20 protein-coding genes are annotated in these 23,963 nt (G+C 63.8%); 4 read left to right on the plus strand and 16 right to left on the minus strand.

The window, feature by feature from the left end; all coding sequences use genetic code 11:
* Nucleotides 1–113: 113 nt before the first annotated feature.
* The 3 genes from argA to HSS18214_RS0108205 form a co-directional block, all read right to left on the minus strand.
* The gene (gene argA / locus HSS18214_RS0108195; protein WP_016914808.1) at nucleotides 114–1,430 is read right to left on the minus strand and encodes an amino-acid N-acetyltransferase; all 1,317 of its coding nucleotides are present in this window, start codon (nucleotides 1,428–1,430) and stop codon (nucleotides 114–116) included.
* Between the two features lie 157 nt (nucleotides 1,431–1,587).
* Nucleotides 1,588–2,853 (minus strand): inorganic phosphate transporter, encoded by a 1,266-nt coding sequence (locus HSS18214_RS0108200; RefSeq protein ID WP_016914809.1) that lies wholly within the window; start codon nucleotides 2,851–2,853, stop codon nucleotides 1,588–1,590.
* A gap of 9 nt (nucleotides 2,854–2,862) precedes the next feature.
* Nucleotides 2,863–3,543, minus strand: a complete 681-nt coding sequence (locus tag HSS18214_RS0108205) for a TIGR00153 family protein (RefSeq protein ID WP_016914810.1) — start codon at nucleotides 3,541–3,543, stop codon at nucleotides 2,863–2,865.
* Between the two features lie 131 nt (nucleotides 3,544–3,674).
* On the opposite strand from HSS18214_RS0108205, the gene HSS18214_RS0108210 reads away from it, so the two are divergent.
* Nucleotides 3,675–4,571 (plus strand): CYTH domain-containing protein, encoded by an 897-nt coding sequence (locus tag HSS18214_RS0108210; RefSeq protein ID WP_016914811.1) that lies wholly within the window; start codon nucleotides 3,675–3,677, stop codon nucleotides 4,569–4,571.
* A 38-nt stretch (nucleotides 4,572–4,609) separates the two neighbouring features.
* Entirely contained in the window at nucleotides 4,610–5,500 is an 891-nt protein-coding gene (locus HSS18214_RS0108215; protein ID WP_016914812.1) for an ion transporter, read from the plus strand.
* 71 nt (nucleotides 5,501–5,571) lie between these two features.
* Here the strand turns inward: HSS18214_RS0108215 and HSS18214_RS0108220 are convergent, their stop codons facing one another.
* Both HSS18214_RS0108220 and HSS18214_RS0108225 read right to left on the minus strand, forming a co-directional pair.
* A complete protein-coding gene (locus HSS18214_RS0108220) occupies nucleotides 5,572–6,192 on the minus strand; it encodes an L-threonylcarbamoyladenylate synthase (RefSeq protein ID WP_016914813.1) in 621 nt (206 codons plus the stop codon).
* An 81-nt stretch (nucleotides 6,193–6,273) separates the two neighbouring features.
* Complete coding sequence (locus HSS18214_RS0108225) at nucleotides 6,274–7,212, minus strand: PHP domain-containing protein (protein ID WP_016914814.1); 939 nt, start codon at nucleotides 7,210–7,212, stop codon at nucleotides 6,274–6,276.
* 142 nt (nucleotides 7,213–7,354) lie between these two features.
* Between HSS18214_RS0108225 and HSS18214_RS0108230 the strand changes: the two genes are divergently transcribed.
* Together HSS18214_RS0108230 and mnmC are read left to right on the plus strand one after the other, a co-directional pair.
* On the plus strand, nucleotides 7,355–7,654 hold the full coding sequence (locus HSS18214_RS0108230; protein ID WP_016914815.1) for a YciI family protein: 300 nt from the start codon (nucleotides 7,355–7,357) through the stop codon (nucleotides 7,652–7,654).
* Nucleotides 7,655–7,861: 207 nt separating this feature from the next.
* On the plus strand, nucleotides 7,862–9,832 hold the full coding sequence (gene mnmC, locus HSS18214_RS0108235) for a bifunctional tRNA (5-methylaminomethyl-2-thiouridine)(34)-methyltransferase MnmC2/FAD-dependent 5-carboxymethylaminomethyl-2-thiouridine(34) oxidoreductase MnmC1 (protein WP_083844182.1): 1,971 nt from the start codon (nucleotides 7,862–7,864) through the stop codon (nucleotides 9,830–9,832).
* Here the strand turns inward: mnmC and HSS18214_RS0108240 are convergent.
* The 11 genes from HSS18214_RS0108240 to HSS18214_RS0108295 form a co-directional block, all read right to left on the minus strand.
* Nucleotides 9,826–10,098 (minus strand): YheU family protein, encoded by a 273-nt coding sequence (locus HSS18214_RS0108240; RefSeq protein ID WP_016914817.1) that lies wholly within the window; start codon nucleotides 10,096–10,098, stop codon nucleotides 9,826–9,828. The genes mnmC and HSS18214_RS0108240 overlap by 7 nt on opposite strands.
* Complete coding sequence (gene ligA, locus HSS18214_RS0108245) at nucleotides 10,095–12,131, minus strand: NAD-dependent DNA ligase LigA (RefSeq protein WP_016914818.1); 2,037 nt, start codon at nucleotides 12,129–12,131, stop codon at nucleotides 10,095–10,097. The genes HSS18214_RS0108240 and ligA overlap by 4 nt, the downstream gene beginning before the upstream one ends.
* Nucleotides 12,132–12,238: 107 nt before the next feature.
* Complete coding sequence (gene zipA, locus HSS18214_RS18000) at nucleotides 12,239–14,416, minus strand: cell division protein ZipA (protein ID WP_040460931.1); 2,178 nt, start codon at nucleotides 14,414–14,416, stop codon at nucleotides 12,239–12,241.
* A 239-nt stretch (nucleotides 14,417–14,655) separates the two neighbouring features.
* On the minus strand, nucleotides 14,656–18,153 hold the full coding sequence (smc, locus tag HSS18214_RS0108260) for a chromosome segregation protein SMC (protein ID WP_016914821.1): 3,498 nt from the start codon (nucleotides 18,151–18,153) through the stop codon (nucleotides 14,656–14,658).
* Nucleotides 18,154–18,186: 33 nt separating this feature from the next.
* Nucleotides 18,187–19,434 carry a c-type cytochrome biogenesis protein CcmI gene (ccmI, locus tag HSS18214_RS0108265; RefSeq protein ID WP_016914822.1) on the minus strand — a complete coding sequence of 416 codons (1,248 nt, stop codon included), beginning with the start codon at nucleotides 19,432–19,434 and terminating at the stop codon, nucleotides 18,187–18,189.
* Nucleotides 19,431–19,901 carry a cytochrome c-type biogenesis protein gene (locus HSS18214_RS0108270; protein ID WP_026001813.1) on the minus strand — a complete coding sequence of 157 codons (471 nt, stop codon included), beginning with the start codon at nucleotides 19,899–19,901 and terminating at the stop codon, nucleotides 19,431–19,433. Before HSS18214_RS0108270 ends, ccmI begins: the two co-directional genes overlap by 4 nt.
* The gene (locus HSS18214_RS0108275) at nucleotides 19,892–20,419 is read right to left on the minus strand and encodes a DsbE family thiol:disulfide interchange protein (RefSeq protein WP_016914824.1); all 528 of its coding nucleotides are present in this window, start codon (nucleotides 20,417–20,419) and stop codon (nucleotides 19,892–19,894) included. Before HSS18214_RS0108275 ends, HSS18214_RS0108270 begins: the two co-directional genes overlap by 10 nt.
* Nucleotides 20,416–22,416: a heme lyase CcmF/NrfE family subunit gene (locus tag HSS18214_RS0108280; RefSeq protein WP_016914825.1), complete on the minus strand. Its 2,001-nt coding sequence runs from the start codon at nucleotides 22,414–22,416 to the stop codon at nucleotides 20,416–20,418. Before HSS18214_RS0108280 ends, HSS18214_RS0108275 begins: the two co-directional genes overlap by 4 nt.
* A gap of 51 nt (nucleotides 22,417–22,467) precedes the next feature.
* The gene (gene ccmE, locus HSS18214_RS0108285) at nucleotides 22,468–22,977 is read right to left on the minus strand and encodes a cytochrome c maturation protein CcmE (protein ID WP_016914826.1); all 510 of its coding nucleotides are present in this window, start codon (nucleotides 22,975–22,977) and stop codon (nucleotides 22,468–22,470) included.
* A complete protein-coding gene (gene ccmD / locus HSS18214_RS0108290; protein WP_016914827.1) occupies nucleotides 22,967–23,221 on the minus strand; it encodes a heme exporter protein CcmD in 255 nt (84 codons plus the stop codon). The genes ccmE and ccmD overlap by 11 nt, the downstream gene beginning before the upstream one ends.
* Entirely contained in the window at nucleotides 23,218–23,961 is a 744-nt protein-coding gene (locus tag HSS18214_RS0108295) for a heme ABC transporter permease (RefSeq protein ID WP_016914828.1), read from the minus strand. Before HSS18214_RS0108295 ends, ccmD begins: the two co-directional genes overlap by 4 nt.
* Nucleotides 23,962–23,963: the final 2 nt, after the last annotated feature.

Genomic DNA, 23,963 nt, shown 5'->3' on the forward strand with positions numbered 1-23,963 from the left:
CTCGCCGCCCCTTCGCGGGTGCCTCGCTGCGCTCGTTACCACGCGCTACGATACTGCTACTGTCTCTTCACCCCTCACTCCTCACTCCTCACTCCTCACTCCTCACTCCAATACTAACCCGCCAGATTCTTCACCAGCACCTTGGATTTACGGGCGTGGTTGTAGGCCTCGCGTTTGAGGGGGGGCAGGTCTTCCAAGCTGGCGGCGCGGAAGCCGCGCTCCACGAACCAGTGGGCGGTATGGGTGGTGAGCACGAACATATCGGAAAGCCCTCGCTGGCGGGCGCGTCGTTCAAGGGCTTCGACCAGTCGCTCGCCGCGCTCGCCGCCCCGGTAGTTGCCATGCACGGCCACGCAGGCCAGCTCGCCCACGGTGGTCTCGGGGAAGACGTGCAGCGCCGCACAGCCGATCACCATGCCGTCGCGCTCGATGACCATGTAGTCGTCGATTTCATGCTCCAGACGCTCCCGGGAGCGGGCCACCAGCATGCCGCGCCGCTCCAGAGGTTCCAGCAGCTCCAGCAGGCCCGCCACGTCATTGAGCGTGGCCGGGCGAAGCTGCTCGTAGCGGTGCTGGGTGATCATGGTACCCACACCGTCGCGGGTGAACAGCTCCCCCAGCAGCGCATCATGGTTGCGCCAGGAGAGCAGATGTGTGCGGGCCACGCCTTCCCGGGCGGCGGTGCAGGCGGCATTAAGATGGCGCGCCAGCTCGCTGCCGGGCGCGGCCTGCTGCAAGCGCGGTTCGGCTTCGAAAGGTGAAAGCTGGCGCAACAGCGCACCCTGCTCGTCTTCCAGGCCTTCGGATTCACCAAGCAGAATCAGCTTGTCTGCCTTGAGCGCCACGGCGGCGTGCTGAGCCACTTCCGAGGCGTCCAGGTCGAACACTTCTCCGGTGCTGGAGAACCCCAGCGGCGGCAGCAGCACCAGCGAGCCCTTCTCCAACAGCCCTTCGATGGCGCTGGCGCGCACCCGGCGCACCTCTCCACTGTGATCGAAGTCTACGCCTTCGCGCACGCCCAGCGGCTTGGCGGTGACCAGATTGCCGGAAATCACGCTCAGCTCCACGCCGTGCAGCGGCGTGCTGGGCAGCCCCAACGAGAGCCGCGCTTCCAGCCAGAGCCGCTGATGCGCCGCTACCTGCTCCACATGGGCCATCACGGCGCGGTCGGCGACCCAGCGGCCATCCACCCGAGTGGGTTCCACACCGGCGGCCGTCAACGCTTCATGCACCTGGGGGCGAATGCCGAATACCACCACCAGGCGCACGCCCAGGGTGTGCAGCAAGGCCAGGTCCTGAATCAGCTGCTCTCCTCGGCCCGACGCCATGGCTTCGCCTTCAATCAGGATGACAAAGGTTCGCCCCCGGTGGGCATTGATGTACGGGGAGGCATTACGAAACCAGTCGACAAAGGGGAAACGTGTGTCCAAGGGCCGCTCTCCGGCAGCAGGTGAATGAAAGTAACCACGCTTACTTTAACAGAGCATAAAAAACAGCGGCACCTTCTATTACAGCGATCTCCTGTCGAGACCGGCTGCCGAAGGTGCCGCCGTATACCCGCCAAGCGTTAGCCTGGGGAGAGGAGTATCAGCCGAACATGCCCTTGAACATGAAGAAGAACACGATGGCCAACCCCGCCCCGGCGGGCAGGGTAATCAGCCAGGACATGACGATGGTGCCGATCACCCGCAGGTTCAGCGCCGCCATGCCGCGGGCCAGGCCCACGCCGAGGATCGCCCCCACCAGCGTGTGGGTGGTCGAGATAGGCAGCCCGGTGCCCGAGGCCAGCACCACAGTGGTGGCTGCCGCCAGCGTGGCGGCAAAGCCACGGCTGGGGGTCAGTTCGGTAATGCCGGTGCCCACGGTGGCAATCACTTTATGGCCGTAGGTCACCAGGCCAAACACGATGCCGCCCCCACCCAGCACCAGTACCCACCAGGGCACCAGCGCGGCACTGTCGATCACGCCGTCACTGCGTACCACGCTGATCACCGCCGCCAGCGGGCCAACGGCGTTGGCCACGTCGTTGGAGCCGTGGGCAAACGCCATGGCACAGGCAGTGAAGATCATCAGCACGCCGAATACCCGTTCCACGTTGGCATAGCCGAAGTGGTCGCTGGCGCTCTGCACGTACTTGATACGCCGCTGCATGACCACCCCGACGCCCATGATCACGATGCCGATCAGCATCGACAGCAGGAAGCTCTGGCCAAAGCTCAGGTCGAGGCCCACGTGGGTCAACCCCTTGGTGAGGGTGACCATGGAAACGATGAAGCCTACCAGGAACACATAGCCCGGCACGTAGCGCTTGGCGGCGGCAAACGGGTCCTTGTTCTCGAAAATCAGGTACTGCACCGACTTGAACAGCACGAAGCCGATGGTGCCCGCCAGCAGCGGCGAGACGACCCAGCTGGAAGCAATGGTGCCCACGCGGCTCCAGGCCACGGCTTCCACGCCCAGGCCCACGGCACCAAAGCCCACGATGGCACCCACGATCGAGTGGGTGGTCGATACCGGCCAGCCTCGGGCCGAGGCAATCATCAGCCAGATAGCCGCCGCCAGCAGGGCCGAAAGCATACCGTATACCAGCAGCTGCGGGTTGGCTTCCAGCAGTACCGGGTCCAGCATGCCGCCACGGATGGTGGCGGTGACTTCGCCCCCGGCCAGCCAGGCCCCCAGAAACTCGAAAATGACCGCAATGATGATGGCTTGCTTGATGGTGATCGCTTTCGATCCCACCGAGGTGCCCATGGCGTTCGCCACGTCGTTGGCACCCACCCCCCAGGCCATGAAGAAGCCAAACAGGCAGGCCAGAATGATAAAGATGTCGCCGTGCTGGACAATAATCTGCATGGGAGCCCCTTAGCGTGCGGTCAGGATCTGCAGGCGGCTGCCCACGCGTTCGGCGCGGTCGGAGACTTCGCCGACCCAGTCGATGATCTTGTATAGAAAGATCACATCCACGGGGGGAAGCTGGCTTTCCAGCTCGAAAAGACGGCGGCGAATCGCCACCTGCTGATCATCGGCCTGGTGCTCCAGCACGTGCAGCTCGCGGATCATGTTCTGCATCACGTCCGAGACGTTGCGCCCAAAGCCGGACTCCAGCAGGTCCTTCAACTCTTCCAACGCTTGGCGCGCCTGGGCCACGCAGGCCACACTGGTGGCCATGTACTCGCGCATCAAATCGGCCAGCTCGTCGGGCACGCGCATTTTACGGCCCAGCATGATGCCGGTAATGTCACGCACCTTGTTGGCGATCTTGTCCTGTACGCTGATCAAATCGAGCAGGTCCGAGCGCGAGACCGGCAGAAACATGCTGTTGGGCAGGTTGAGCCGCAGCTCGGTCTTGAGGGTGTCGGCTTCGTGCTCCAGAGTGGTCACCTGCTCGCGCAGCTCGGCGGCGGCGTCCCAGTCACCGGCAAGGGTCGCTTCGAAGAACGGCAGGAGGAGGTCGGCGCATTCATTGGCCTTGACGATGTGGGCCAGCAGCGGCTGGAATGGCGAGCGGCCAAACATCGCGGAAAAAGGGTTGGAGGTTACCATAGAGCCTTTAGCCTGTTTTCGGGGAGCCTGGAAATGGCGGGCGACAGTATAAAGAGTGCGCTCGGCTTCGTCATAAAAAGTTCATTTAACCGTCATCAATACGCAACATAGACCACTTGGCAGGAAGCGTCATGACCCAACACCCTCATCCGGCGGCCCCTCAGGAAGTCGAACTGAAACTGGCCCTGGGGCCCGGCGCGCTCGACGCGCTGCTGGCCCATCCGCTCTTGGCAGAGCCGCCCCAGCAGCAGGCCTTGACCAACACCTATTTCGATACTCCCCAGGGCCATCTGGCCGCTGGCCGGGTCGCCGTTCGGCTGCGCCGACTGGGCCAGCGCGTGCTGCAAACGGTCAAGACCGCAGGCCAGGGCGGCGGCGGGCTATCGCGTCGTGAAGAGTGGGAGTGGCCGCTGGACGAGCACGCTCTCGACCAGGCCGGGCTGGCCAAGCTGCCGCCGTTTCAAGGGCCGTTGGCCGAGCAGATAGCGGCGCTGCAACCCACGCTGAGCACCGATTTCCACCGCCGTACCTGGCAGTTGGCATGGCAAGGCAGCGCCATCGAGCTGGTGGTGGACGAAGGGGAGATCGTGGCGGGTAGCGCCCGCGCCCCTATTGGCGAGGTCGAATTGGAGCTGAAAGAGGGCAGCGCCGATGCGCTATGGGGGTTGGCCCTGGCACTGGCAGAGCAGGTAGCACTGCGCCCTTCCGACAGCAGCAAGGCCGCCCGAGGCAATGCCCTGGGCCAGCAGCAGTGGACGCTGCCCGAAGCCAGCACCCCCAGCGCATGGCTGCACCGCGCCACCGTGGCGCTGGATGCCTTCCATGACAGTGGCCACCCCGAGCACCTGGCGGCGGCCCAACAGGCGCTGAGTGAACTGGCCCAGCACCCAACGCTGGATGACGCCGCACAGCGCGAGGCCATCACGCTGACGGCCGAGCTGGGCTCCACCGGCCAGCCCACGGCGGCGTACGGCGTTGCAGCGTTGACGCTGGCCCGTCGCCTTGGTCAGCAAACCGCGCTACGCTGAAACGCATCCCCCTTGGCCGCTTATTTCAGGACGAAACCATGAGCTTTGACCTCAGCCCCGGTGCCGAAGGATTGCGCACGCGGTTATTCCACGTGATTTTCGAGTCGGATACCCCGGGGGCCAAAGCGTTCGATATCGCCTTGATCATCGCCATCCTGCTGAGCGTGGCGGTGATTCTGCTGGGCAGCGTAGAGCAGTACGCCCAGCGCTATGACACGCTGTTTTTCTACATGGAGTGGATGTTCACGCTGCTGTTCAGCCTTGAGCTGCTGGTGCGCCTTTACTGCCTGGAACGGCCCACCGTCTACCTCAAGAGCTTTTACGGGGTGGTCGATGTGATTGCGATCATCCCCACCTGGCTGGTGCTGCTGTTGCCCGGCGCCCATGCGCTGGTGATCGTGCGGATTCTGCGCGTGCTGCGCATTTTCCGCATCCTGCGCCTGATGGAGTTCGTCGGCGAAGCACGGCTGCTGCTGGATGCCCTGAAGCGCAGCCTGCGCCAGATTTTGCTGTTCTTTTTCAGCATTCTGATGCTGGTGACGCTGTTTGCCGCGCTGATGTACACCATCGAGTCCGACGAGGCAGGTTTCACCAGCATCCCGATCTCCATTTACTGGGCCATCGTCAGCATGACCACGGTGGGCTATGGCGACATCGTGCCCGCCACCCCACTGGGCAAGGCCATCACCGTCATCCTGATGCTGATTGGTTACTCGATCATTGCCGTGCCCACCGGGGTATTCTCGGCCCAGGTGATCCGCTCCATCCGCGAAGACCGCTACTCGGAAGAAGCCTGCCCCGGCTGCGGCCACGACCGTCACGAAAAGCGCGCACGCTACTGCCTGCGCTGCGGCACCTGGCTGGACGAAGAGAGCGAAGACCCGCGCAAGCCCAAGGAAGAACCGCCCGAGGAAGCCCCCCAACAATAACGCCAGCGCCGGGAGGCGCTGGCGTCATGGCCAGCTGGAAAAAGGGCTTGTGAAAGAGAACGAGTGAAACGCTACTGGAAAGGCGTGGTGTCGCCGCGCCCTTCACGCACGATGGTCGGCGGCAGTTCGCGCAGGTCGATGACGCTGGTCGGGTCCAGGTGGCAAGCGCCGCCGTCGATGATCAGATCCAGATGTGCCCCAAAGCGCTCGCGGATCTCTTCCGGGTCGCTCATGGGCAGCGTTTCCCCCACCGGAATCAGCGTCACGCTCATCAGCGGCTCACCCAGCGCTTCCAGCAAGGCGTGGGTAATCCGATGGTCCGGCACGCGCACCCCTATCGAGCGGCGCTTGGGGTGCAGCAGCAGGCGCGGCACTTCCGTGGTGGCATCCAGAATGTAGGTGTAAGGCCCCGGCGTGTGGGCTTTCAGCAGCCGGAACACGGCGTTGTCTACCTTGGCGTAGGTACCGATCTCGGAAAGGTCCGAACACATCAGGGTGAAGTTGTGCTTGTCGTCCAGCGAGCGCAGCCATTTGATCTTCTCGATGGCCTTCTTTTCGCCCAGGTGGCAGCCCAGCGCATAGCCGGAATCCGTGGGGTACGCCACCACGCCCCCTTTTCGAATGATCTCGGTGGCCTGATCGATCAGCCGTTTTTGCGGGTTCTCGGGGTGAATCTGGAAATATTGGCTCATCGCTTGCTCCTGCCGTTCGGCGGTCCGTTCGTTGCACATTCGTTAGCGCGATACCGACAGCTTAGCCGATACGGCGCGTGATCACCCAGCCGCCAGCATGCCCGGCGCGGCATCGCGCATGTGCGCCAGCCGGGGGTGTTCCCAGATGGGCGGTGCGGCGGTACGTGGCACCACGCTCATGCTGCCGGGGGCGGCGTGGCTGCCGGGAAAGTGAAAATCGCTGCCCAGCGAGGCGTACAGCGAGCGCTCCACCAGCTGACGCGCCAGGTCACGGGTGCTGTCCGGGTTCTGCTGGCCGCTGACCAGCTCGACCGCCTCGCCCCCTGCGGCGGTGAAAGCATCCAGCAACAGGCCACGCTTGCGCCGGGTCAGCCCGTAGCGCAGCGGGTGGGCCAGCACCGCGACGCCGCCGGACGCCACCACCCAGCCCACGGCATCGGCAATTTCGGGCCAGTGGGCTTTCACATCGCCCTTCTTGCCGCTGCCCAGGTAGCGCTTGAAGGCTCCGGCCCAGTCGGCCACCACGCCTTCCGCCACCAAGGCACGGGCAAAATCCGGGCGCCCCAACGGGCGGTCGCTGCCTGCCTGGGCGCGGGCCTTGGCCAACGCATCGGGCAGGCCCATTTTCTCCAGCCGCTCGGCAATCACTTCAGCCCGCTGGATACGCGCCTGACGCTGCTGCTCCAGGCCCTCCACCAGCGCTCCCTGCAAGCCGCCCGGCATCAACGCCACCACGTGAATACCGATGCCCTGCCAGCGCGTGGATAACTCGCAGCCGGGCACCAGGCACAGGCCCGCCTGCTCGGCGGCCAGGCTGGCTTCTGCCGTGCCGTCCATGGTGTCGTGGTCGGTGAGGGCAATGTGCGTCATGCCTCGGGCGGCACACAGCGCCACCAGCTCGTCAGGCGGCAGCGCCCCATCCGAGGCGGTAGAGTGCATGTGCAAATCGACCGGGTAACGCTGATCGGCATCGAACACACGGGGCAGTGCAGGGGGAAAAGCTTCAGGAAGTCGTGGCATTAGCATGACGCCGTGTGGCGAGTTTGTCAGAATAGGCGTGTGGTACAACAGCTCGCCATGGTGCGCGTTAACCAGCACGCGGTCAATGCCGGGAGCGATTGCAAGGCTTCCCCAACCGCACTGCCTTCAAGGAGTTATCCCTATGCTGTATGCAATTATCAGTGAAGATGTGGCCAATAGCCTGGAGCGCCGACTGGCCGCCCGCCCGGACCACCTGGCACGGCTGGAAGCGCTGCGTGACGAAGGCCGTCTGGTATTGGCTGGCCCCCACCCGGCCATCGACACCGACAACCCCGGCGAAGCGGGCTTTAGCGGCAGCCTGGTGGTGGCCGAGTTCGACAGCCTGGAAGCGGCCAAGGCGTGGGCGGATGCCGACCCTTACATCATTGCCGGGGTCTATGCCAAGGTAATTGTTAAGCCGTTCAAGAAAGTTTTGCCTTGACCCACAAGGGCGACTGTGGAGGGTCCGCCTGCTTTTTCACAGAGCCTGTGGAAAACTCTGTGAAAACACGGCGGACGCTTTTCTATAAGCCAGAGATAGCGCCCTGCTGAACAAATTGATCATTTTTTGACCACCCTCGTTCACTCTTCGACCACCACGGATATTCGCGTGACCCAGCGCCCCACTGACCTGCCCCCGCTGGCGGCCATGACCGCCCCGACGCTCTCCTGGAACGACGATGCCCCGCACTCTGATGCCTTCGGTGACGTCTATTTTTCCCGGGAGGACGGTCGCGCGGAAACCGAACACGTCTTTCTGGCAGCCAACCATCTGCCCCAGCGGTTTGCCGAGTGGCAGGCACCCCGGGCATTCGTGATTGGAGAAACCGGCTTTGGCACCGGGCTGAACATGCTGTGTGCCTGGGCCTGCTTCGAACGCCACGCCCCGCCAGGGGCACGGCTGCACCTGCTCTCTACCGAAAAATTTCCGTTAGGCCACACTGCCCTGGCGCGTGCCCTGAGCGCCTGGCCATCGTTGGCCAGTTATTCACAGGCGCTCTGCGCCCTGTGGCCCGATCCCGTCAGCGGCGTTCACCGTTTGCACCTGAGCGAACGTGTCACCCTGGACCTGCACTTTGGCGACACCACCGAACGGCTGGAAGCCTTGCAAGGCCAGGTGGATGCCTGGTTCCTGGATGGCTTTGCCCCTTCCAAAAACCCGGAGATGTGGCAGCCTGAGCTGTTTGCTGCCATGGCGGCCCGTTCGCGGCCCGGAGCCACCTTTGCTACCTTCACCTGCGCGGGGATCGTCAAGCGCGGCCTGAAAGCCGCAGGCTTCGCTTGGCAGAAGGTGCCTGGCTTCGGTCGCAAGCGGGAAATGCTGGCTGGCAGTATTGCCACACCGCCTGTGGACAACCGTCGCCAGCGGACGCCATGGTTTACGCCACCGCCCACCCTTCGCTCGCAGCACATCGTGGTGATTGGCGCAGGCATGGCCGGGAGCAGCGTGGCGGCCGCCCTGGCACGGCGCGGCCGCCAGGTAACGGTGCTGGAGCGTGAGCAGCCCGGCGCGGGCGGGTCGGGTAATCGGCAGGGGGCGCTATACGTGAAGCTTGCGGTGGAAACCAACCTGCAGAGCCGCTTCTACCTGGCGGGGCTGCTCTACAGCCAGCGCTGGCTGGGCCAACTCGCGGCCGCGCGGCCACAGCAGCCGCCGCTCTGGCAGCCCTGCGGCGTGGTGCAGCTGGCCTTGAGCGAGAAAGAGGCGAGCCGCCAGCAGCGCTTCATGGCCCACCACCCGCTGCCGGAAACGCTGGTCGCGGCCAGCGAGGCCCCCGACGCACTGGCCGGGGTGCCCACGGCAGCGGCACAGGGCCTTTTTTACCCACAGGCGGGATGGGTACAGCCCAAACGGCTGTGCGAGCAACTGCTGCAACACCCCGGCATCACCCTGCACCACGGGGAAGCCACGGCGCTGCACGCCACGCCAGCGGGCTGGCAGATCACCCTGGCCAACGGCGACACCCTGGCCGCCGACCAGGTGGTGATTGCCACGGCGTCATTGGCCAACGGTTTCGCCCAGACGGCGGAGCTGCCGCTGCAGCAGGTGCGTGGCCAGGTGAGCGAACTGCCGCTGCCGGAGGGCACGGCGGCTCCCCAGCGCGTGGTGTGTGCGGGGGGGTATGTCTCGCCGCCGCTGGAGGGCGTGCTCACCTTCGGCGCCAGCTTCGTGCCCAACGATGCCACCACCCACACCGCCGACGCAGACCATCAGCGCAATATCGACGAGTTGCGCCAGGCCTTGCCTGACTGGGTCGCGGCGTTGGAGGCCGCCACAGGGCCGCTGACGCCCAGCGCCTTGACGGGCCGAGCCGCCGTGCGCGCCGCCAGCCCCGACAAGACACCCTATGCCGGGCCAGTGCCCGACGCAGCGGCGTGGCGCACGGCCTACGCGGCGCTGGCCAAGGATGCCTCGAAGGTGCCGGAGACCCCAGGCCAACACCATGGCGGGCTGTGGATATCCACTGCCCATGGCTCTCGTGGGCTGGCCAGCGCGCCGCTGTGCGCCGAAGTGCTGGCTTCCAGCCTGTGCGATGAGCCGCTCCCTCTGGAGCAGCCGCTGGTGGACCACCTGCACCCGGGAAGGCGCCTGATCAGTGCGCTGATCCGCGCTCAGTAATCGCCCTCTTCCTCGTCATCGGCCAGCTCTCGCCCAAAGGCACGCCATTGGGCGAGCGTCATCACTTCGGTCATTTCCAGCTCCAGGTCATGGGCGATGATCAGCTCGTGACGCTCCAGCTGCCGCTTGACCTCGGCGACCCAGCCGCGCATGCCTTCGCCGGTATCGGTGGTGTCGTAACCCTGGCGGGTCACGAACGCTTCCAGCAGCGCATCCAGCGTCTCGGGCGGCAGCATGCGGGCGGGGACTTCTATGAAACGGCTCATTCGCTCTGCTCCCACGCGCTCAAACGCTCGATAAAGGTGGCTTCGTCGATCACTTCGACGCCTAGTTCCTCGGCTTTGGTGAGCTTGCTGCCCGCAGCCTCACCGGCCACCAGGCAGGTGGTCTTTTTGGACACGCTGCCCGCCACTTTGGCCCCCAGCGCCTGCAAACGTGCCTTGCCTTCGTCACGGGTCATGCTCTCCATGGCGCCGGTCAGCACCCAGGACTGGCCTTCCAGCGGCGTGGGCCCCTGGGCCACCTCGGTTTCCTGCCAGACAACCCCCGCCGCAATCAGCGCATCCAGGGTGTCGAGGTTGTGCGGCTGCCGGAAAAAGGTATGGATGTGTTTCGCCACGATGGGCCCCACGTCGTTGACCGCTTCCAGCGCGGGCGTGTCGGCCTCCTGAAGGGCTTGCAGCGTGCCAAAGTGGTTGGCCACGTTGGCAGCGGTGGCTTCGCCCACTTCACGAATGCCCAGTGCGTAAATGAACCGTGGCAGCGTGGTCTGCTTGGCTTTTTCCAGCGCATTGACCAGATTGGTGGCGGACTTTTCACCCATGCGCGGCAGGCTTTTGAGCTGCTCGACGGTCAGGTGGAACAGCTCGGCGGGGGTCTTGACCCAGTCCTGCTCGACCAGTTGCTCGATCAGTTTCTCCCCCAGGCCGTCGATGTCCATGGCCTTGCGGCTGGCAAAGTGCTTGAGCGCTTCCTTGCGCTGGGCCGCGCAGTAGAGGCCGCCGGAACAGCGGGCCACCGCCTCGCCTTCCAGGCGCTCGACTTCTGAGCCGCACACCGGGCACTGGTCAGGGAATACAATGGCGCGGGCTTCGGCTGGGCGCTTCTCGACATCGACACGCACCACCTGAGGAATCACGTCCCCCGCCCGCCGAATCGCCACGGTGTCGCCAATCATGACGCCCAGCCGCTCGATCTCATCGGCATTGTGCAGCGTGGCGTTGGACACGGTCACCCCGGCCACCGTGACCGGCTCCAGCCGTGCCACCGGGGTAATCGCGCCGGTACGGCCGACCTGAAACTCCACGTCGTTGAGCAGCGTGACTTCTTCCTGGGCAGGGAACTTGAAGGCCACCGCCCAGCGTGGCGCGCGGGCCACGAAGCCCAGCTCCCGCTGGTGGCGCAGGTCGTTGACCTTGATCACCACGCCGTCGATGTCGTAGCCCAGCTGGTCACGCTTTTCGCCCAGCCGTTCACAGTAGTCGGCCACGGCGTCTGGCCCTTGCAACACGCTCAGCTCGGCGCTGGTTTTGAACCCCAGCTGGGAGAGCCTGGCCATCAAGGCGCTGTGGGTGGTATCGCCCATATCGGGCTCCAACCGCGCCGCCTGATAGGCGTGGAACTCCAGCGGTCGCGTTGCAGTGATGCGCGGGTCGAGTTGGCGCAGGCTGCCTGCTGCCGCGTTACGCGGGTTGGCAAACACCTTGCTGCCCTCGTCTCGGGCACGCTGGTTCAGCGCTTCGAACCCGGCGTGGCGCATGATGACCTCGCCACGCACCTCCACCAGCTCGGGCAACGCACCTCCCATCAGCTTCAGCGGCACCGAGCGCAAGGTACGCAGGTTGGAGGTAATACCCTCGCCCGTACGCCCATCGCCGCGCGTTGCCCCGCTGACCAGCACACCCTGTTCGTACACCAGCGAGACCGCTGCGCCATCCAGCTTGGGTTCGCAGCTGAATTCGATCTCCTCGGGCTGGCACTCCAGGCGCTCGGCCACCCGCTGGGCGAAGGCCACGATGTCTTCCCGGCTGAAGGCGTTGTCCAGCGACAGCATGGGAATGGCGTGGGCCACTTCCGGAAAGCCTTCCGCCGGGGCCGCGCCCACTCGCTGGGTGGGCGAATCTGGTGATATCAGGTCAGGGTGTTCTGCCTCGATCTGCTGCAAACGTTGCAGCTTGCGGTCGTAGTCGGCATCGGTCAGCGTTGGCTCGTCCAGCACATAGTAGCGATAATTGGCGTCATCCAGATCAGCGCGCAGTTGGCCAATCTCTTCCAGCAGGGCGGGGTCTAGCGAACTCATGCGGACATTCCGAAACAAATGAAAAAGGGGTCAGTGAATCATCAATGCGGTCGTAACAAAAACACCCGCCTTCGGGTGGAAGGCGGGTGTGGGTATGACAAAAACGTTTAGCGTGCCTGCAACTGGCGATGCAGTCGATGACGACGCTCGAACTCGCGCACACGCTGGCGGGCAAACTCGATGGTTTGCGCCGTCATGACACTACGGTTCTCGTCTTTCAATTCGCCGCCCATGTGGCGTACCACCACCATGGCGGTTTCCACCATTGCCTCGAAGGCAGCCGAACTATCCAGCGCGCCAGGCAGCGGCATCAGGAAGGTGATGCCTGGGGTGACGAACTCGTCCATCTCTTCGATGGGGAAAGTGCCGGGCTTCAGCACGTTCACCATGGAGAACTGCAGCTCGCTCTCGGCGCTTTCGGTTTCGAACCGGTGGAAGACACCCATGGTACGGCTGTAACGCAGGCCACACGCCATCATCAGTTCCAGCAGCTTGCTGCCGTCGAACCCTTCCGGGTCGCGAGACAGCACGCTGATGACGATCATCTCTTCGGCATCGGCCAGGGTTTCTCGTGCGTGCTCGCCGTTGACATCGTGACGCAGCGCCTTCTCCAGCGTCGGGTGGGCGCGTACCACGCTGTCCCGAGCCTCGTAGGACTCATCGTAGCCCGCGTCGATATCCGCGTAAGCAGCGTCGTAATCTGTCTCGGCGGCGCTATCGGCATAATGAGCATCGTCGGCATAATGAGCATCATAGCGCGGCGAGGCATCATCATGGGCGCTAAGCGGTGCATCGAAGCGCTCGGCAGCCTCGTAGCTGTCCAGAGCCGGGGCCTTGCCACGCGAAGTGCGTTTGGCGGCAGCTTCCGTCGCCGCTAGCTCACGGGCCTGGGCTTTTTCTTGTGCGATGCGCGCTTTCTCTGCTTCTGCGGCTTCCCTGGCCACGCGGCGCTGCTCGGCTTCCAGCGCTTTGCGCTCGGCTTTCTGCTTGGCCAGCGCTTCGGCGCGCTTGGCTTTTTCGGCTTTCTTGATCGCTTTCTGTTTGCGACGCTCGATAATACGGCGCTTGAAGGAGCGGCCAATGCCTTCGAAATCGACCAGGCGGTAACGATCTACCTCGTCGTCATCCAGCTCGTCCACATCACCTACGATATCCGAGCGCAGCTGGCGGCGTCTCGGCGTCTCGGAGGTCTTGGCAAAGACGGCATCTTCCGGCTCGGCGCGCAGCACTGGCTCGGCATCGGGCTCTGGCTCCACGGCGCTCAGCAGCGTGCTTTCTGTCGTGTCACTGGCTGACAGAACGGGCTCGACACTTTCAGGGTTCGCCGCGACCGTCTGATCGGCCGTGGCTTTCTGGTTCGCCACGTCGTTCTGATCCGTCACACCCTTGGCAGCCAAGCGTTCACTGGAAGGTGTGGATGCGGTTACGTCGGCGCTGACCGCTGACTGGTCGGGTGCATCCATACTAGCGGCTGCGTCACTGGCAGGTGCTTCACTGGCAGGTGCTTCACTGGCAGGTGCTTCGCTAACCGCTGCTTTACTTACGGCAGACGCCGCGGGGGCTTCCACGCGGACGGTTGGCACGGATTCGGCAGCAGGCTCGGAAACTGTGGGAGCCGCCGTTTCCGGTGAAGGCTGCTGCTGAGTGGCTGGTTCAGTGGCTGGTTCAACGGGGGCAGCAGCGGAAACGGTGGTGTCCTGCGGGGCCACAGGCTCAGCCGCAAACAGGCTGGGCTCACGACGGGGCTCACTATGTGGGGCTTCTTGAGAAACAGCGTCGGCGGCCTCGGGCATGGCACTCTGTGCAGCAGGTGCAGTAACGGACGATGGAGCCATCGACGGCTCGGCCCGAGACGGCGCCTTCAGGGGCTCACTGTGCCTGACTGTCTCACCCGTTGTCGGTTCGGATTGGGCCACGGCAGGTTTGGCAGACTTCGAAGTAAACGACCTGGCGTTTGCGGTAACGGATTGGGCAAACGAGCGGCGGAAGTCAGAAAGGACTTTTGAAGGCCCGGGGTGCTCCTGACGCTTTAATTTGGGCTTTTGGCCCAGGCCGCTGTAATCGGCAGGTTTGACCACCCGCGCACCGCCGTTGGGCAGCTCCCAGTTGATTTCAGCTTCTCTGGCCTCGTCACTCAACTCTTCCGGCTTGACGGCGGGCAGATCCTTGCCAGCCTGATCCAGCTGCGGAACACGACGTTGACGTTGAAGCCTTCGCACACCATCAACGACGATGAGCGATACCAGAGCCAGTCCTAGAATGATTAACCACTCTCTTAATTCCATGTCGAGCATTCCATGGGTCAACTAACCGGTTACAAGATGCAGCGCATGCGCAGCACCCAAATATGGGGGACCTTCTGATCAATATACGTTTAATGCCTAGCATAGCGCGATTATTACAAAAAGGGCCACTTTTTGCAGGCATTTGCACTTTTAAACTGGCATATACGTTTTTTAAGCCAATCCACAGACCTTATCAAGCTCATAAAGTGCCGCCATGAGGTAGTGGATTAGAAAGAGTTTTAATCCACCAGCGCGGCGGCTTCGTCGATGCCCACCGACACCAGCCGCGAGACGCCGGGCTCCTGCATGGTCACCCCCATCAGGCGCTCGGCGGCTTCCATGGCAATCTTGTTGTGGGTGATGTAGATGAACTGGACGTTCTCCGACATCTCCTTGACCAGCTTGGCATAGCGCCCCACGTTGGCATCGTCCAGCGGCGCGTCCACCTCGTCGAGCATACAGAACGGCGCGGGGTTGAGCTGGAAGATGGCAAACACCAGCGACAGCGCCGTAAGCGCTTTTTCGCCACCGGAGAGCAGGTGAATGGTGCTGTTCTTCTTGCCCGGTGGGCGTGCCATGATCGCCACACCGGTTTCCAGCAGGTCGTCTCCCGTCAGAGTCAGCCAGGCAGCCCCGCCACCGAACACTCGGGGGAACAGGGTTTGCAGCCCGGTATTGACCTGTTCGAAGGTTTCCTTGAAGCGCACCCGGGTTTCCTGGTCGATGCGCTTGATGGCGCGCTCCAGGGTCTCCAGCGCTTCGCTGAGCTCTGCATGCTGGGCTTCCAGGTAGTTACGCCGCTCCGCCTGCTGGTCATACTCTTCGATAGCCGCCAGGTTGATGGCGCCCAGGCGACGAATTTTTTCGGAGGTATTCTCCAGCCGCTCCTGCCAGGTGGGTTCGCTGGCGTCCTGGGGCAGCGTCTCGGCCAGTTCATCGGCATTGTGCCCCAGTTCCGCCAACTGCTCGTCCTGAGTGGCCGCCTTGAGTGCCAGCGCCTGCACCTCCATGCGCCGCTGCTGTAGCTGTTCGCGACTCTGCTCCAGATTACGCTCGTGCTGTTGGCGGGCCAGCTCGTCATTGCGCAGCTGCTCGGCCAGGGCCTGGGCCTGCTGGCGCGTCTCGTTCAGGCGGCGCTCCTGCTGCTCGCGCTGATGCAGCAGCTCTTCCAGCTCTTCGCTGGCGAGTTCATCCGGCTCTACCAGCATTTCCCGCGACTCTTCCAGCTCGGCAATGCGCAGGGTCAGCCGCGCCTCGCTATCGCTGGAGCGGGCCTGCTGGGCTTGAAGGCTGTCACGCTCGGCCTTCAACCTTTCCCGCTCCAGCGCCAGCGCCTGTTGCCGTGCCTTGAGCGGGGCGTGTTGCTGATTGAGCCGCTCGCGCTGCTCACGCTGTTGATGGCGCTGCTCGGCGCTGGTTTCTCGGGCTTCGGAGGCGGCTTCCAGCTGCTCCATGGCGGTGTGCCAGCGGGCACGCTGCTCTTCCAACGTCAGCGTTAACTCCGCCTCATCCTCTTGCAGCCGGGCCAGCTCATCGTCCAGCTCGGCGGCACGGCCTTGCAGATGCTCCAGCCGCTGGGCCAGGCGCTGCTCCTGGATGGCCAGCTGTTGGCGGGCGCTGGCGTGATCACGCTCCTGCTCGGCCTGCTGCTCACGCTGCTCCTCCAGCGCGTCCAGCGCCTCGCTGGCCGTGTCGCACTGCGCATCGAGCAGCGCCAGCGCCTCTTCGGCCTGGGCGCGCTGCTCTGCAAGCTCGGTGAAGCGGCGGCGGGTCACCAGCAGGGCATCCACGCCTTCGCCGTTGGCCTGCTGATGCAGCCACCCCCGCCCACGCCAGACACCATCGCGGCTGACCACGCTTTCACCCTTGGCCAGGCTGGGCAGCAGCGCCTCAATGTCATCCGCGCTATCGACGAAGTGAATGCTCGCCAACCACTCGCTCAAGGCCCCCGCCCCGGTGACCAGTGCGTGCAGCCGCTGGCCCGTATTGGGCAGCCCGGCGGGCAGCGCCTGGTCGATCAGGCACCAGTCGGTGGCCAGTGCTTCGGGTAGCGCCTGCAGCTGTTGGGTAGCCACCAGCCGCGCGTTGAGCCAAGGGGCCAACAGCCAGGAAATCACTCGCTCCCAGCCCGCCGACACGTCGATGGCCTCGCCCAACCGCGGTGCCTCGGCCAAACCGTATGCTGCCAGCGCCTCACCAGATTGAGGGTCGTGGTCCGCCAGGGCGGCATCGATCAATGCTTGCAGCGATGCCAACTCGCCCTGCTGCTGGCTGAGCGCCTGACGCTGCTGGTCTCGCGCTTGCTGGGCCTGCTGGTAAGCCGCCTTGGCATCGCTGAAGCGCTGCTGCCACTGCTCGCGCTGGCTCTGGAACGTGGCGGCGCGCTGGTCGGCCTCGGTCAACCGAGCGTGATGCTCGGCGTGCTCCTGGCGCAGGGCGGCCATGTCGGCCAGCTCGCCGCGCTGCTGGCGGCGGCGCTGGCCTTCGGCCTGAAGGCGGGCAATTCGCTGCTCCAGATCACGCAGCTGATCCTGGCGGCGGTCGGCATCGCGGCTGGCTTCGCGCCAGCGATTTTCGGCATCGCTCCACTGCTGCTCGGCGGCCTCCAGGGCGGGGCTGGCCGACGCCAGGGTCTCTTCCAGCTCCGCCAGCTGCTCTTCGAGGGCTTCGTATTCGGGCAGTACGTCTTCCAGGCGTTCGTCGATGGCGAACAGTCGCTCGCGGTCGCCTTCGCTGACCAGCCGCTGCTCATCCAGGTCGCGGCGGGCCGTGGCGATGTCGCTGGCCAGCTGCGCTTCACGGCTGCGACGGTGGGCCTGGTCCTGTTCCAGCCGGGCGATGCGGGTGGTGGTCTCGAAAAACTGCTGCTGGTGACGCTCCAGCACATCGGCCAGCTCGTCATGCTGTTCGCGGGCCTGCTCCAGCCGGGTCTCGCACTGGCGCACGCCGAACACGTCTTTCTCGACGGCAATTTCCAGCTCGCGCACCCGGCTTTCCTGATGCGACTGCTCGGCACGCAGGGTGCGCCCACGCAGCAGCGCCAGCTCGCCTTTGAGGCGATACTCCTGCTGTTTGAGTTCCTGATAGCGTTTGGCGGCTTCGGCCTGGCGTTTGAGGCGCTCCAGCTGCTTGTCCAGCTCGTCGCGGATGTCGTCCAGTCGCTCCAGGTTCTCCTGGGTCCGGCGCATGCGGTTTTCGGTTTCCCGGCGACGCTCCTTGTACTTGGAGATACCGGCAGCCTCTTCGAGGGTGGCACGCAGGTCGTCGGGGCGCGCTTCGATGAGCCGCGAAATCATGCCCTGGCCGATGATGGCGTACGAACGCGGGCCGAGGCCGGTCCCCATGAACAGGTCGGCGATGTCCCGGCGGCGGCACTTCTGGCCGTTGAAGAAGTAGTTGGACTGCCCGTCTCGGGTGACCAGGCGCTTGACGGCAATTTCAGCGTACTGGGCATAGACACCGCCCATGCCGCCGTCGCGGTTGTCGAACTTGAGTTCGATAGAGGCCTGCCCGACGGGCTTGCGCCCCGTCGAGCCGTTGAAGATCACGTCGGCCATGGATTCGCCGCGCAGGGTCTTGGCAGACGACTCGCCCATGACCCAGCGCACGGCGTCGATGATATTGGACTTGCCGCACCCGTTGGGCCCCACGATGGCGGTCATATTGCCATCGAAGGGGACGGTGACCGGATCGACAAAGGACTTGAACCCGACAAGACGAATGGAGGTTAAGCGCATTGTGATCCTTTCCTGCAGCGAAAGTCGCGGAGGTTACTCAAAAACGCGGTTGATGACCACCTCGGCTGCTTGATCATCGCTGATCGGGCCTACGGTGACGCTCTCCAGGTCACCGAACAGGTCCCCGGGTTGCGGTGTAGCCTGGCCCGAGGGCGATACGCGCACCATCAGGCGCGCTTCACGCACCTGGGAGATCTGGGCGTCCGCCGACATGGCCGCCGTATCATCCAGCACTACCGTCATCGGCAGCTCCGCGACCTGGGCACGAATCACCGCCAGCGGTGGCAGCTCGCCATCCATATCGCGAGCGGTAATGAACACCGTGGCGTCATCACTGACACTGCCTTCCAGCTCGGCGTCCAGCGAGACATTCACCCGTATACCCTGGCTCTGTGCAGCCTCGGCATCGGCGCTTTCCGGCACGACACCCATCCGCTCCTGAGCTACACGGATACCGTCGCGCAGGGAGGCCGCCGTTTCCGGATTTTCGATGTTGGCCACGGCTCGGCGCCAGCGGTCGATGGCCGTTTCGTAATCGCCACTATCGAAGGCGTGAATGCCCAGCAGGCCCAGCACCGTGGGCTGGCGTGGGTCGAGCGCCAGCGTCTCGTCTACCAGCGCCTGCACTTCCGGCGTCAACTGACGCTCGGCCATGAAGAACTGCAGCTGTGCCATTTGCGCCAGCAGGGGCGGGATACGCCCTTCGATGGCCAGCAAACGCTCCAGCGCTTCCTCGGCCTTCTCGGGCTGGCCGGTGTCGCGATAAATGGGAAACAGCGCGCTCCACACGTTGGGGTTGTTGGGCTGGCGCTCGGCTTCGGCTTCCATCCGCTCGGTGAACATGCTCAGCGAGCCTTCAGGGTGCTGACGCACTTCCTGCTGGATGGCGTACAGCGTCAGGTCGCCTTCGGCACCATACTGCTGGTACCAGAACGTGCTGGCACCGACCACGGCCACCATCACCAGCGGCACCATCAGGCGGCCAGCACTGGCAGACTTCAGCGGCCGACGGGTCTCGACGACGGTGTCTTCCAGCAGGCTACGCTCCAGCTCCAGGCGATCTTCCTGATAGCGCGCGTCGTCGATGTCTCCCCGATCCCGGGCGGCCTCCAGCGAGGCCAGACGGCGCTGAAAAATCGCCACGTTCTGCTCGGCCGTGGTGTCGTTGGCCTCGAAGGTTTCCAACTGGTCACGCAGCGTGCGAGCGCCGCGCATGGGTGCCACCAGCAGCCACAGCGCAGGTATCAGCAGTAAAGCAATCGCAATCCAGACCGGTGTCATGACGACCTCTCGCGGTTAATCAGGGCATTCAGGCGGGCGCGTTCTTCTGCGCTCAGGGCCTTGGCAGAGGCGTTGCGGCGGGCACGCACCACCATGATGACGACCACCAGGCCAATCACCACCAGAACGATGGGCAACCCCCACAGCAAATAGGTGCGGTTCTCCAGACGCGGGTTGTAGAGAATGTAATCGCCGAAACGCTGCACCATGTGGTTGATGATTTCGATATCGGCCTGGCCTTCGTTCAGCAGCACGTAGACGCGCTCGCGCATGTCCGCCGAGATGGGCGCATCGGAGTCGTCGATGGCCTGGTTTTCACACAGCGGGCAGCGCATGGAGGCGGTCAGGTCGCGGTAGCGCTTTTCCAGTACCGGATCATCGAACTCGCGCACTTCGATTCCGCCGGCCATGACGCTACCGGCGGTGGCCAGCAGCATGGCCGTCACTATCCAACGAATTATCGCCATTTTTCTACCTCCGGCAGGATACGGTCACGGACATCTTCCGGGGAGACATAGCCCTTGTGGTGATAGCGGATCACGCCCTCGGCATCCACCAGAAAGGTTTCCGGCGCGCCGTACACGCCCAGGTCGAAACCAAGGCTGCCATCCGGGTCAAAGATGTTGATCTCGAAGGGGTCGCCGAATTCGGTCAAAAACTCCAGGCCTTTCTCGCGGGTATCCCGATAGTTGATGCCCACCATGCGGATACCGTGATCCGCCAGTGACAGCAGCTGCGGCATCTCTTGCTTGCAGGCCGGACACCACTCGCCCCAGACGTTGACCAGCGTCACTTCGCCGATGAACAGCGACTGGTCGACCTGGCGTTCGGCGTCACGCAAGGTAGTGGCCTGAAACTCAGGAAACTCCCGCGCCATGAGGGCCGAATCCCGCTGGGAAGGGTCCTGCCCTAACCCTTGATAGAGAAACAGCGCAATGCCCAGAAAGCCGATGGGCAGCAGTAACAGCAGCAAACGTCGCGTCATACCGGCGCCTCCTGAGCGGGCTGGGCTCGGGCAGTCTCAGGTTGGCGTACGCTGACTCGGCGGTAGCGCTTGTCGATGACGGCCAGCAGGCCACCGAAGGCCATCAGCAGGCCACCCAGCCATAGCCAGCGCACGAAGGGCTTGTATTGCACGCGCATGGCGTAGCTGCCATCGCCCAAGTCTTCGCCCATGGCCACGTAGAGGTCACGGAAGAAACCGGGGCGCAGCGCTACCTGGGTCATGGGCATGCCGGTGGCCAGGTAGAGGCGTTTTTCCGGCCGCATGACGAAGCTGCGTCCTTCTTCACCGCGCTGAACCTGAATGATCGAGGTATCGGCCAGGAAGTTGGGGCCACGACGATTGGTCAGTTCGGTCATGGTGAACTGGTACCCGGCAACTTCCACCGTCGTCCCCGGCGACATGCGCACGTTACGCTCGATGTTGTAGTTCGACACCACGGCCACGCCCACGATGGTGACCGCCACGCCCAGGTGGCCCAGCACCATGCCCCAATAGGAGAGCGACAGCTTGCGCAGGCCCGCCACGAACGAACTGGCGTGGCGTGTCTTGTCGAACAGGTCGCGCACCATGGGCAGCACGATCCACAGCGCCGAAATGATGCCCAGCGCTACCCACAGGTTCCATTCACGGCCATACACCAGCGGCATGGCGATGCCCAGCGCCAGCGAAGCTGCGCCCGCCAGCCACAGTTTGCGCCACAGCTCCTTGCCGCTCATGCTCTTCCAGCGGGCCAGCGGGCCAAGGCCCATGAAGATACACATCACCACGGTCAGCGGAACGAACAGGGCATTGAAGTAGGGAGGCCCGACGCTGATCTTGCCCAGCCCCAGCGAATCCAGAATCAGCGGATACACGGTGCCCAGCAGTACCGTCACGGTCATGATGACCAGCAGGACATTGTTGATCAGCAGCAAGGAGTCCCGAGAGAGCCAGTTGAAGCCCACCTTGTGGCTGACCCGCGGAGCACGCAGGGCAAATACCAGCAGCGACAGGGTGACCGTGATGGCCAGCAACATCAGGATGAAGAAGCCACGGAACGGGTCGTTGGCAAATGCGTGGACCGAGGTGAGCACGCCCGAACGCACCAGGAACGTACCCAGCAAGGAGAGCGAGAAGGTCGAGATGGCCAGCAGTACGGTCCAGCTCTTGAACGAGCCGCGCTTCTCGGTCACCGCCAGCGAGTGTACCAGCGCCGTGCCCGTCAGCCAGGGCAGCAGCGAAGCGTTCTCCACCGGGTCCCAGAACCACCAGCCGCCCCAGCCAAGCTCGTAATAGGCCCACCAGCTACCCAGCGCGATGCCCACGGTCAAAAACGCCCAGGCAATGTTGGTCCAGGGGCGCGCCCAGCGGGTCCAGGCGGCATCCAGACGCCCCCCCAGCAGCGCCGCAATGGCAAACGCAAACACCACCGAAAAGCCCACGTAGCCCATGTAAAGCATCGGCGGGTGAACAATCAGGCCGAAGTCCTGCAGCAGCGGATTCAGGTCAGCGCCGTCGGCGGGCATGTTGGGCAGCAGCCGCTCGAAGGGGTTGGAGGTCATCAGGATGAACAACAGGAAGCCGACACACACCATGCCCATGACGCTCTGCACCCGAGCCACCATGTCCCGAGGCAACTCCTTGGAGAACACCGAAGCCGCATAGCCCCAGCCTGCCAGCATCAGGCTCCAGAGCAGGACCGAACCTTCATGGTTGCCCCAGACGGCGCTGAACTTGTAGTACCAAGGCAGCAGGGAGTTGGAGTTGTTGGCCACGTTGGCCACGCTGAAATCATCCAGCATGTAGCTGGTGGTCAAGCACAGGTAGGCAATGGCCACGAACAGGAACTGGCCGGTTGCCATGGGGTAACCATAGGCCATCCAGAGGGGGCGGCGGGTAGCGGCTCCCAGCAGCGGCATCACGGCCTGCACGATCGCCATCAATAGCGCGATAACCAGCGCAAAGTGGCCAATTTCAGGAATCATTTTAATCAGCATGAGCGCTCCGCATTGGCAGTAAGCATTACCGAATATTGCAGGGATAAGCCGTTAGTAATCGCTTGCTTGTGGAACGCCCTGCTGCTCCAGGCGCTTACCCACTTCGGCGGCCTTGGCCTGGAAATCAGCGGGCGAATAGCCCGCTTCTTTCAGTGCCTGGGCGACTTCCGGCGGCATGTAGTTTTCGTCGTGACGCGCCAGCACTTTATCGGCGTAGAGTCGGCCATCGGCCTGCAGCTGGCCCACCACCACCACGCCCTGCCCTTCACGGAACAGGTCGGGCAGGATGCCGCTGTAGTAGACCTCGACATCGTCCACGTAGTCGGTCACCGTGAACGCTACGTCGAGGCTGTCGGGGTCACGCAGTACCGAGCCCTCTCGGACCATGCCACCGGCACGAATCTGGCGGTCCAGAGGGGCATCCCCTTGGGCGATTTGTACCGGGCTGAAGAACAGGTTGATGTTGGCGCGCAGCGCATACAGCGTGAGCCCCACGGCGATGGCGGTCAGCGAGACCAGACCCAGAAAGATAAACAGCTTTTGCTTGCGTTTAGGCGTCATTGCGAACATCCCCTTGAGCAGAGTTAACCGGGTTCTGCGCAGCCGTAGTACCGTAGGGGGAAGCCGTGCGCTGCGCTTTTTCACGACGCATGCGGCGTTTGACTCCCTTGATCAACTGGCGCCGCTCCAGGCGAGCGTGCAGCAGGATCCCTAACATCAGAAGCGCAGTTACGCCCCAGGCGGCCCACACATAGAGACCGTGGCCGCCCATGGCAAAGAATTCGTTCAGCGAGGCAAAGGTCACTGGCTCACCTCCTCGGCGAGTTCACGCACCCAGCGCTTGTTGGCTTCCCTGCGCAGAATTTCACTGCGGGTACGCATCAAGGCAAGCGCGATAAAAAAGCTGTAGAAGCCCAGCACCATGATCAGCAGCGGTGCCCACATTTCCATGGGCATGGCCGCGCGCCCGGTGATGGTGAACGTAGCGGGCTGGTGCAGGGTGTACCACCAATCGACGGAGTACTTGATGATCGGGATATTGATGACGCCCACCATGGCCAGCACGGAAGCTGCCCGCGACCCGCTGTCACGGCTGGTGAAGGCGCCACGCAGGGCGATGACCCCAAGATAGAGGAACAGCAGGATCAGCATCGAGGTGAGCCGAGCATCCCACATCCACCAGGTGCCCCAGGTGGGCACGCCCCAGACGGCGCCGGAAAACAGCGCGATGAAGGTCATGGCGGCACCCAGCGGCGCAATCACGGTGGCCAACATGTCGGCGACCTTGATTTTCCAGACCATGAACACCAGCCCGGAGATAGCCATGGAGACAAAGATGGACTGGGCCAGAAACGCAGCAGGCACATGCACATAGATGATGCGAAAACTGTTGCCCTGCTGGTAGTCGGCCGGGGCGAACACCAGTCCCCATACGGTGCCCACGGCCAGCAACAGCGCGGCTGCCACCCAGAACCAGGGCTGTAGCTTGGCACTGATCGCATAAAACCACTTGGGAGATCGCAGTTTATTTATAAAGCCCCACATGG

Origin of the sequence: Vreelandella stevensii S18214 (assembly GCF_000275725.1) — a bacterium.
Lineage (GTDB): Bacteria > Pseudomonadota > Gammaproteobacteria > Pseudomonadales > Halomonadaceae > Vreelandella > Vreelandella stevensii.

What these genes read in the sequence shown, in the direction of transcription:
- HSS18214_RS0108200 (WP_016914809.1), bottom strand. Translation starts at nt 2,853, where the DNA reads ATGCAGATTATTGTCCAGCACGGCGACATCTTTATCATTCTGGCCTGC.
- HSS18214_RS0108205 (WP_016914810.1), bottom strand. Translation starts at nt 3,543, where the DNA reads ATGGTAACCTCCAACCCTTTTTCCGCGATGTTTGGCCGCTCGCCATTC.
- HSS18214_RS0108210 (WP_016914811.1), top strand. Translation starts at nt 3,675, where the DNA reads ATGACCCAACACCCTCATCCGGCGGCCCCTCAGGAAGTCGAACTGAAA.
- HSS18214_RS0108215 (WP_016914812.1), top strand. Translation starts at nt 4,610, where the DNA reads ATGAGCTTTGACCTCAGCCCCGGTGCCGAAGGATTGCGCACGCGGTTA.
- HSS18214_RS0108220 (WP_016914813.1), bottom strand. Translation starts at nt 6,192, where the DNA reads ATGAGCCAATATTTCCAGATTCACCCCGAGAACCCGCAAAAACGGCTG.
- HSS18214_RS0108225 (WP_016914814.1), bottom strand. Translation starts at nt 7,212, where the DNA reads ATGCCACGACTTCCTGAAGCTTTTCCCCCTGCACTGCCCCGTGTGTTC.
- HSS18214_RS0108230 (WP_016914815.1), top strand. Translation starts at nt 7,355, where the DNA reads ATGCTGTATGCAATTATCAGTGAAGATGTGGCCAATAGCCTGGAGCGC.
- mnmC (WP_083844182.1), top strand. Translation starts at nt 7,862, where the DNA reads ATGACCGCCCCGACGCTCTCCTGGAACGACGATGCCCCGCACTCTGAT.
- HSS18214_RS0108240 (WP_016914817.1), bottom strand. Translation starts at nt 10,098, where the DNA reads ATGAGCCGTTTCATAGAAGTCCCCGCCCGCATGCTGCCGCCCGAGACG.
- ligA (WP_016914818.1), bottom strand. Translation starts at nt 12,131, where the DNA reads ATGAGTTCGCTAGACCCCGCCCTGCTGGAAGAGATTGGCCAACTGCGC.
- zipA (WP_040460931.1), bottom strand. Translation starts at nt 14,416, where the DNA reads ATGGAATTAAGAGAGTGGTTAATCATTCTAGGACTGGCTCTGGTATCG.
- smc (WP_016914821.1), bottom strand. Translation starts at nt 18,153, where the DNA reads ATGCGCTTAACCTCCATTCGTCTTGTCGGGTTCAAGTCCTTTGTCGAT.
- ccmI (WP_016914822.1), bottom strand. Translation starts at nt 19,434, where the DNA reads ATGACACCGGTCTGGATTGCGATTGCTTTACTGCTGATACCTGCGCTG.
- HSS18214_RS0108270 (WP_026001813.1), bottom strand. Translation starts at nt 19,901, where the DNA reads ATGGCGATAATTCGTTGGATAGTGACGGCCATGCTGCTGGCCACCGCC.
- HSS18214_RS0108275 (WP_016914824.1), bottom strand. Translation starts at nt 20,419, where the DNA reads ATGACGCGACGTTTGCTGCTGTTACTGCTGCCCATCGGCTTTCTGGGC.
- HSS18214_RS0108280 (WP_016914825.1), bottom strand. Translation starts at nt 22,416, where the DNA reads ATGCTGATTAAAATGATTCCTGAAATTGGCCACTTTGCGCTGGTTATC.
- ccmE (WP_016914826.1), bottom strand. Translation starts at nt 22,977, where the DNA reads ATGACGCCTAAACGCAAGCAAAAGCTGTTTATCTTTCTGGGTCTGGTC.
- HSS18214_RS0108295 (WP_016914828.1), bottom strand. Translation starts at nt 23,961, where the DNA reads ATGTGGGGCTTTATAAATAAACTGCGATCTCCCAAGTGGTTTTATGCG.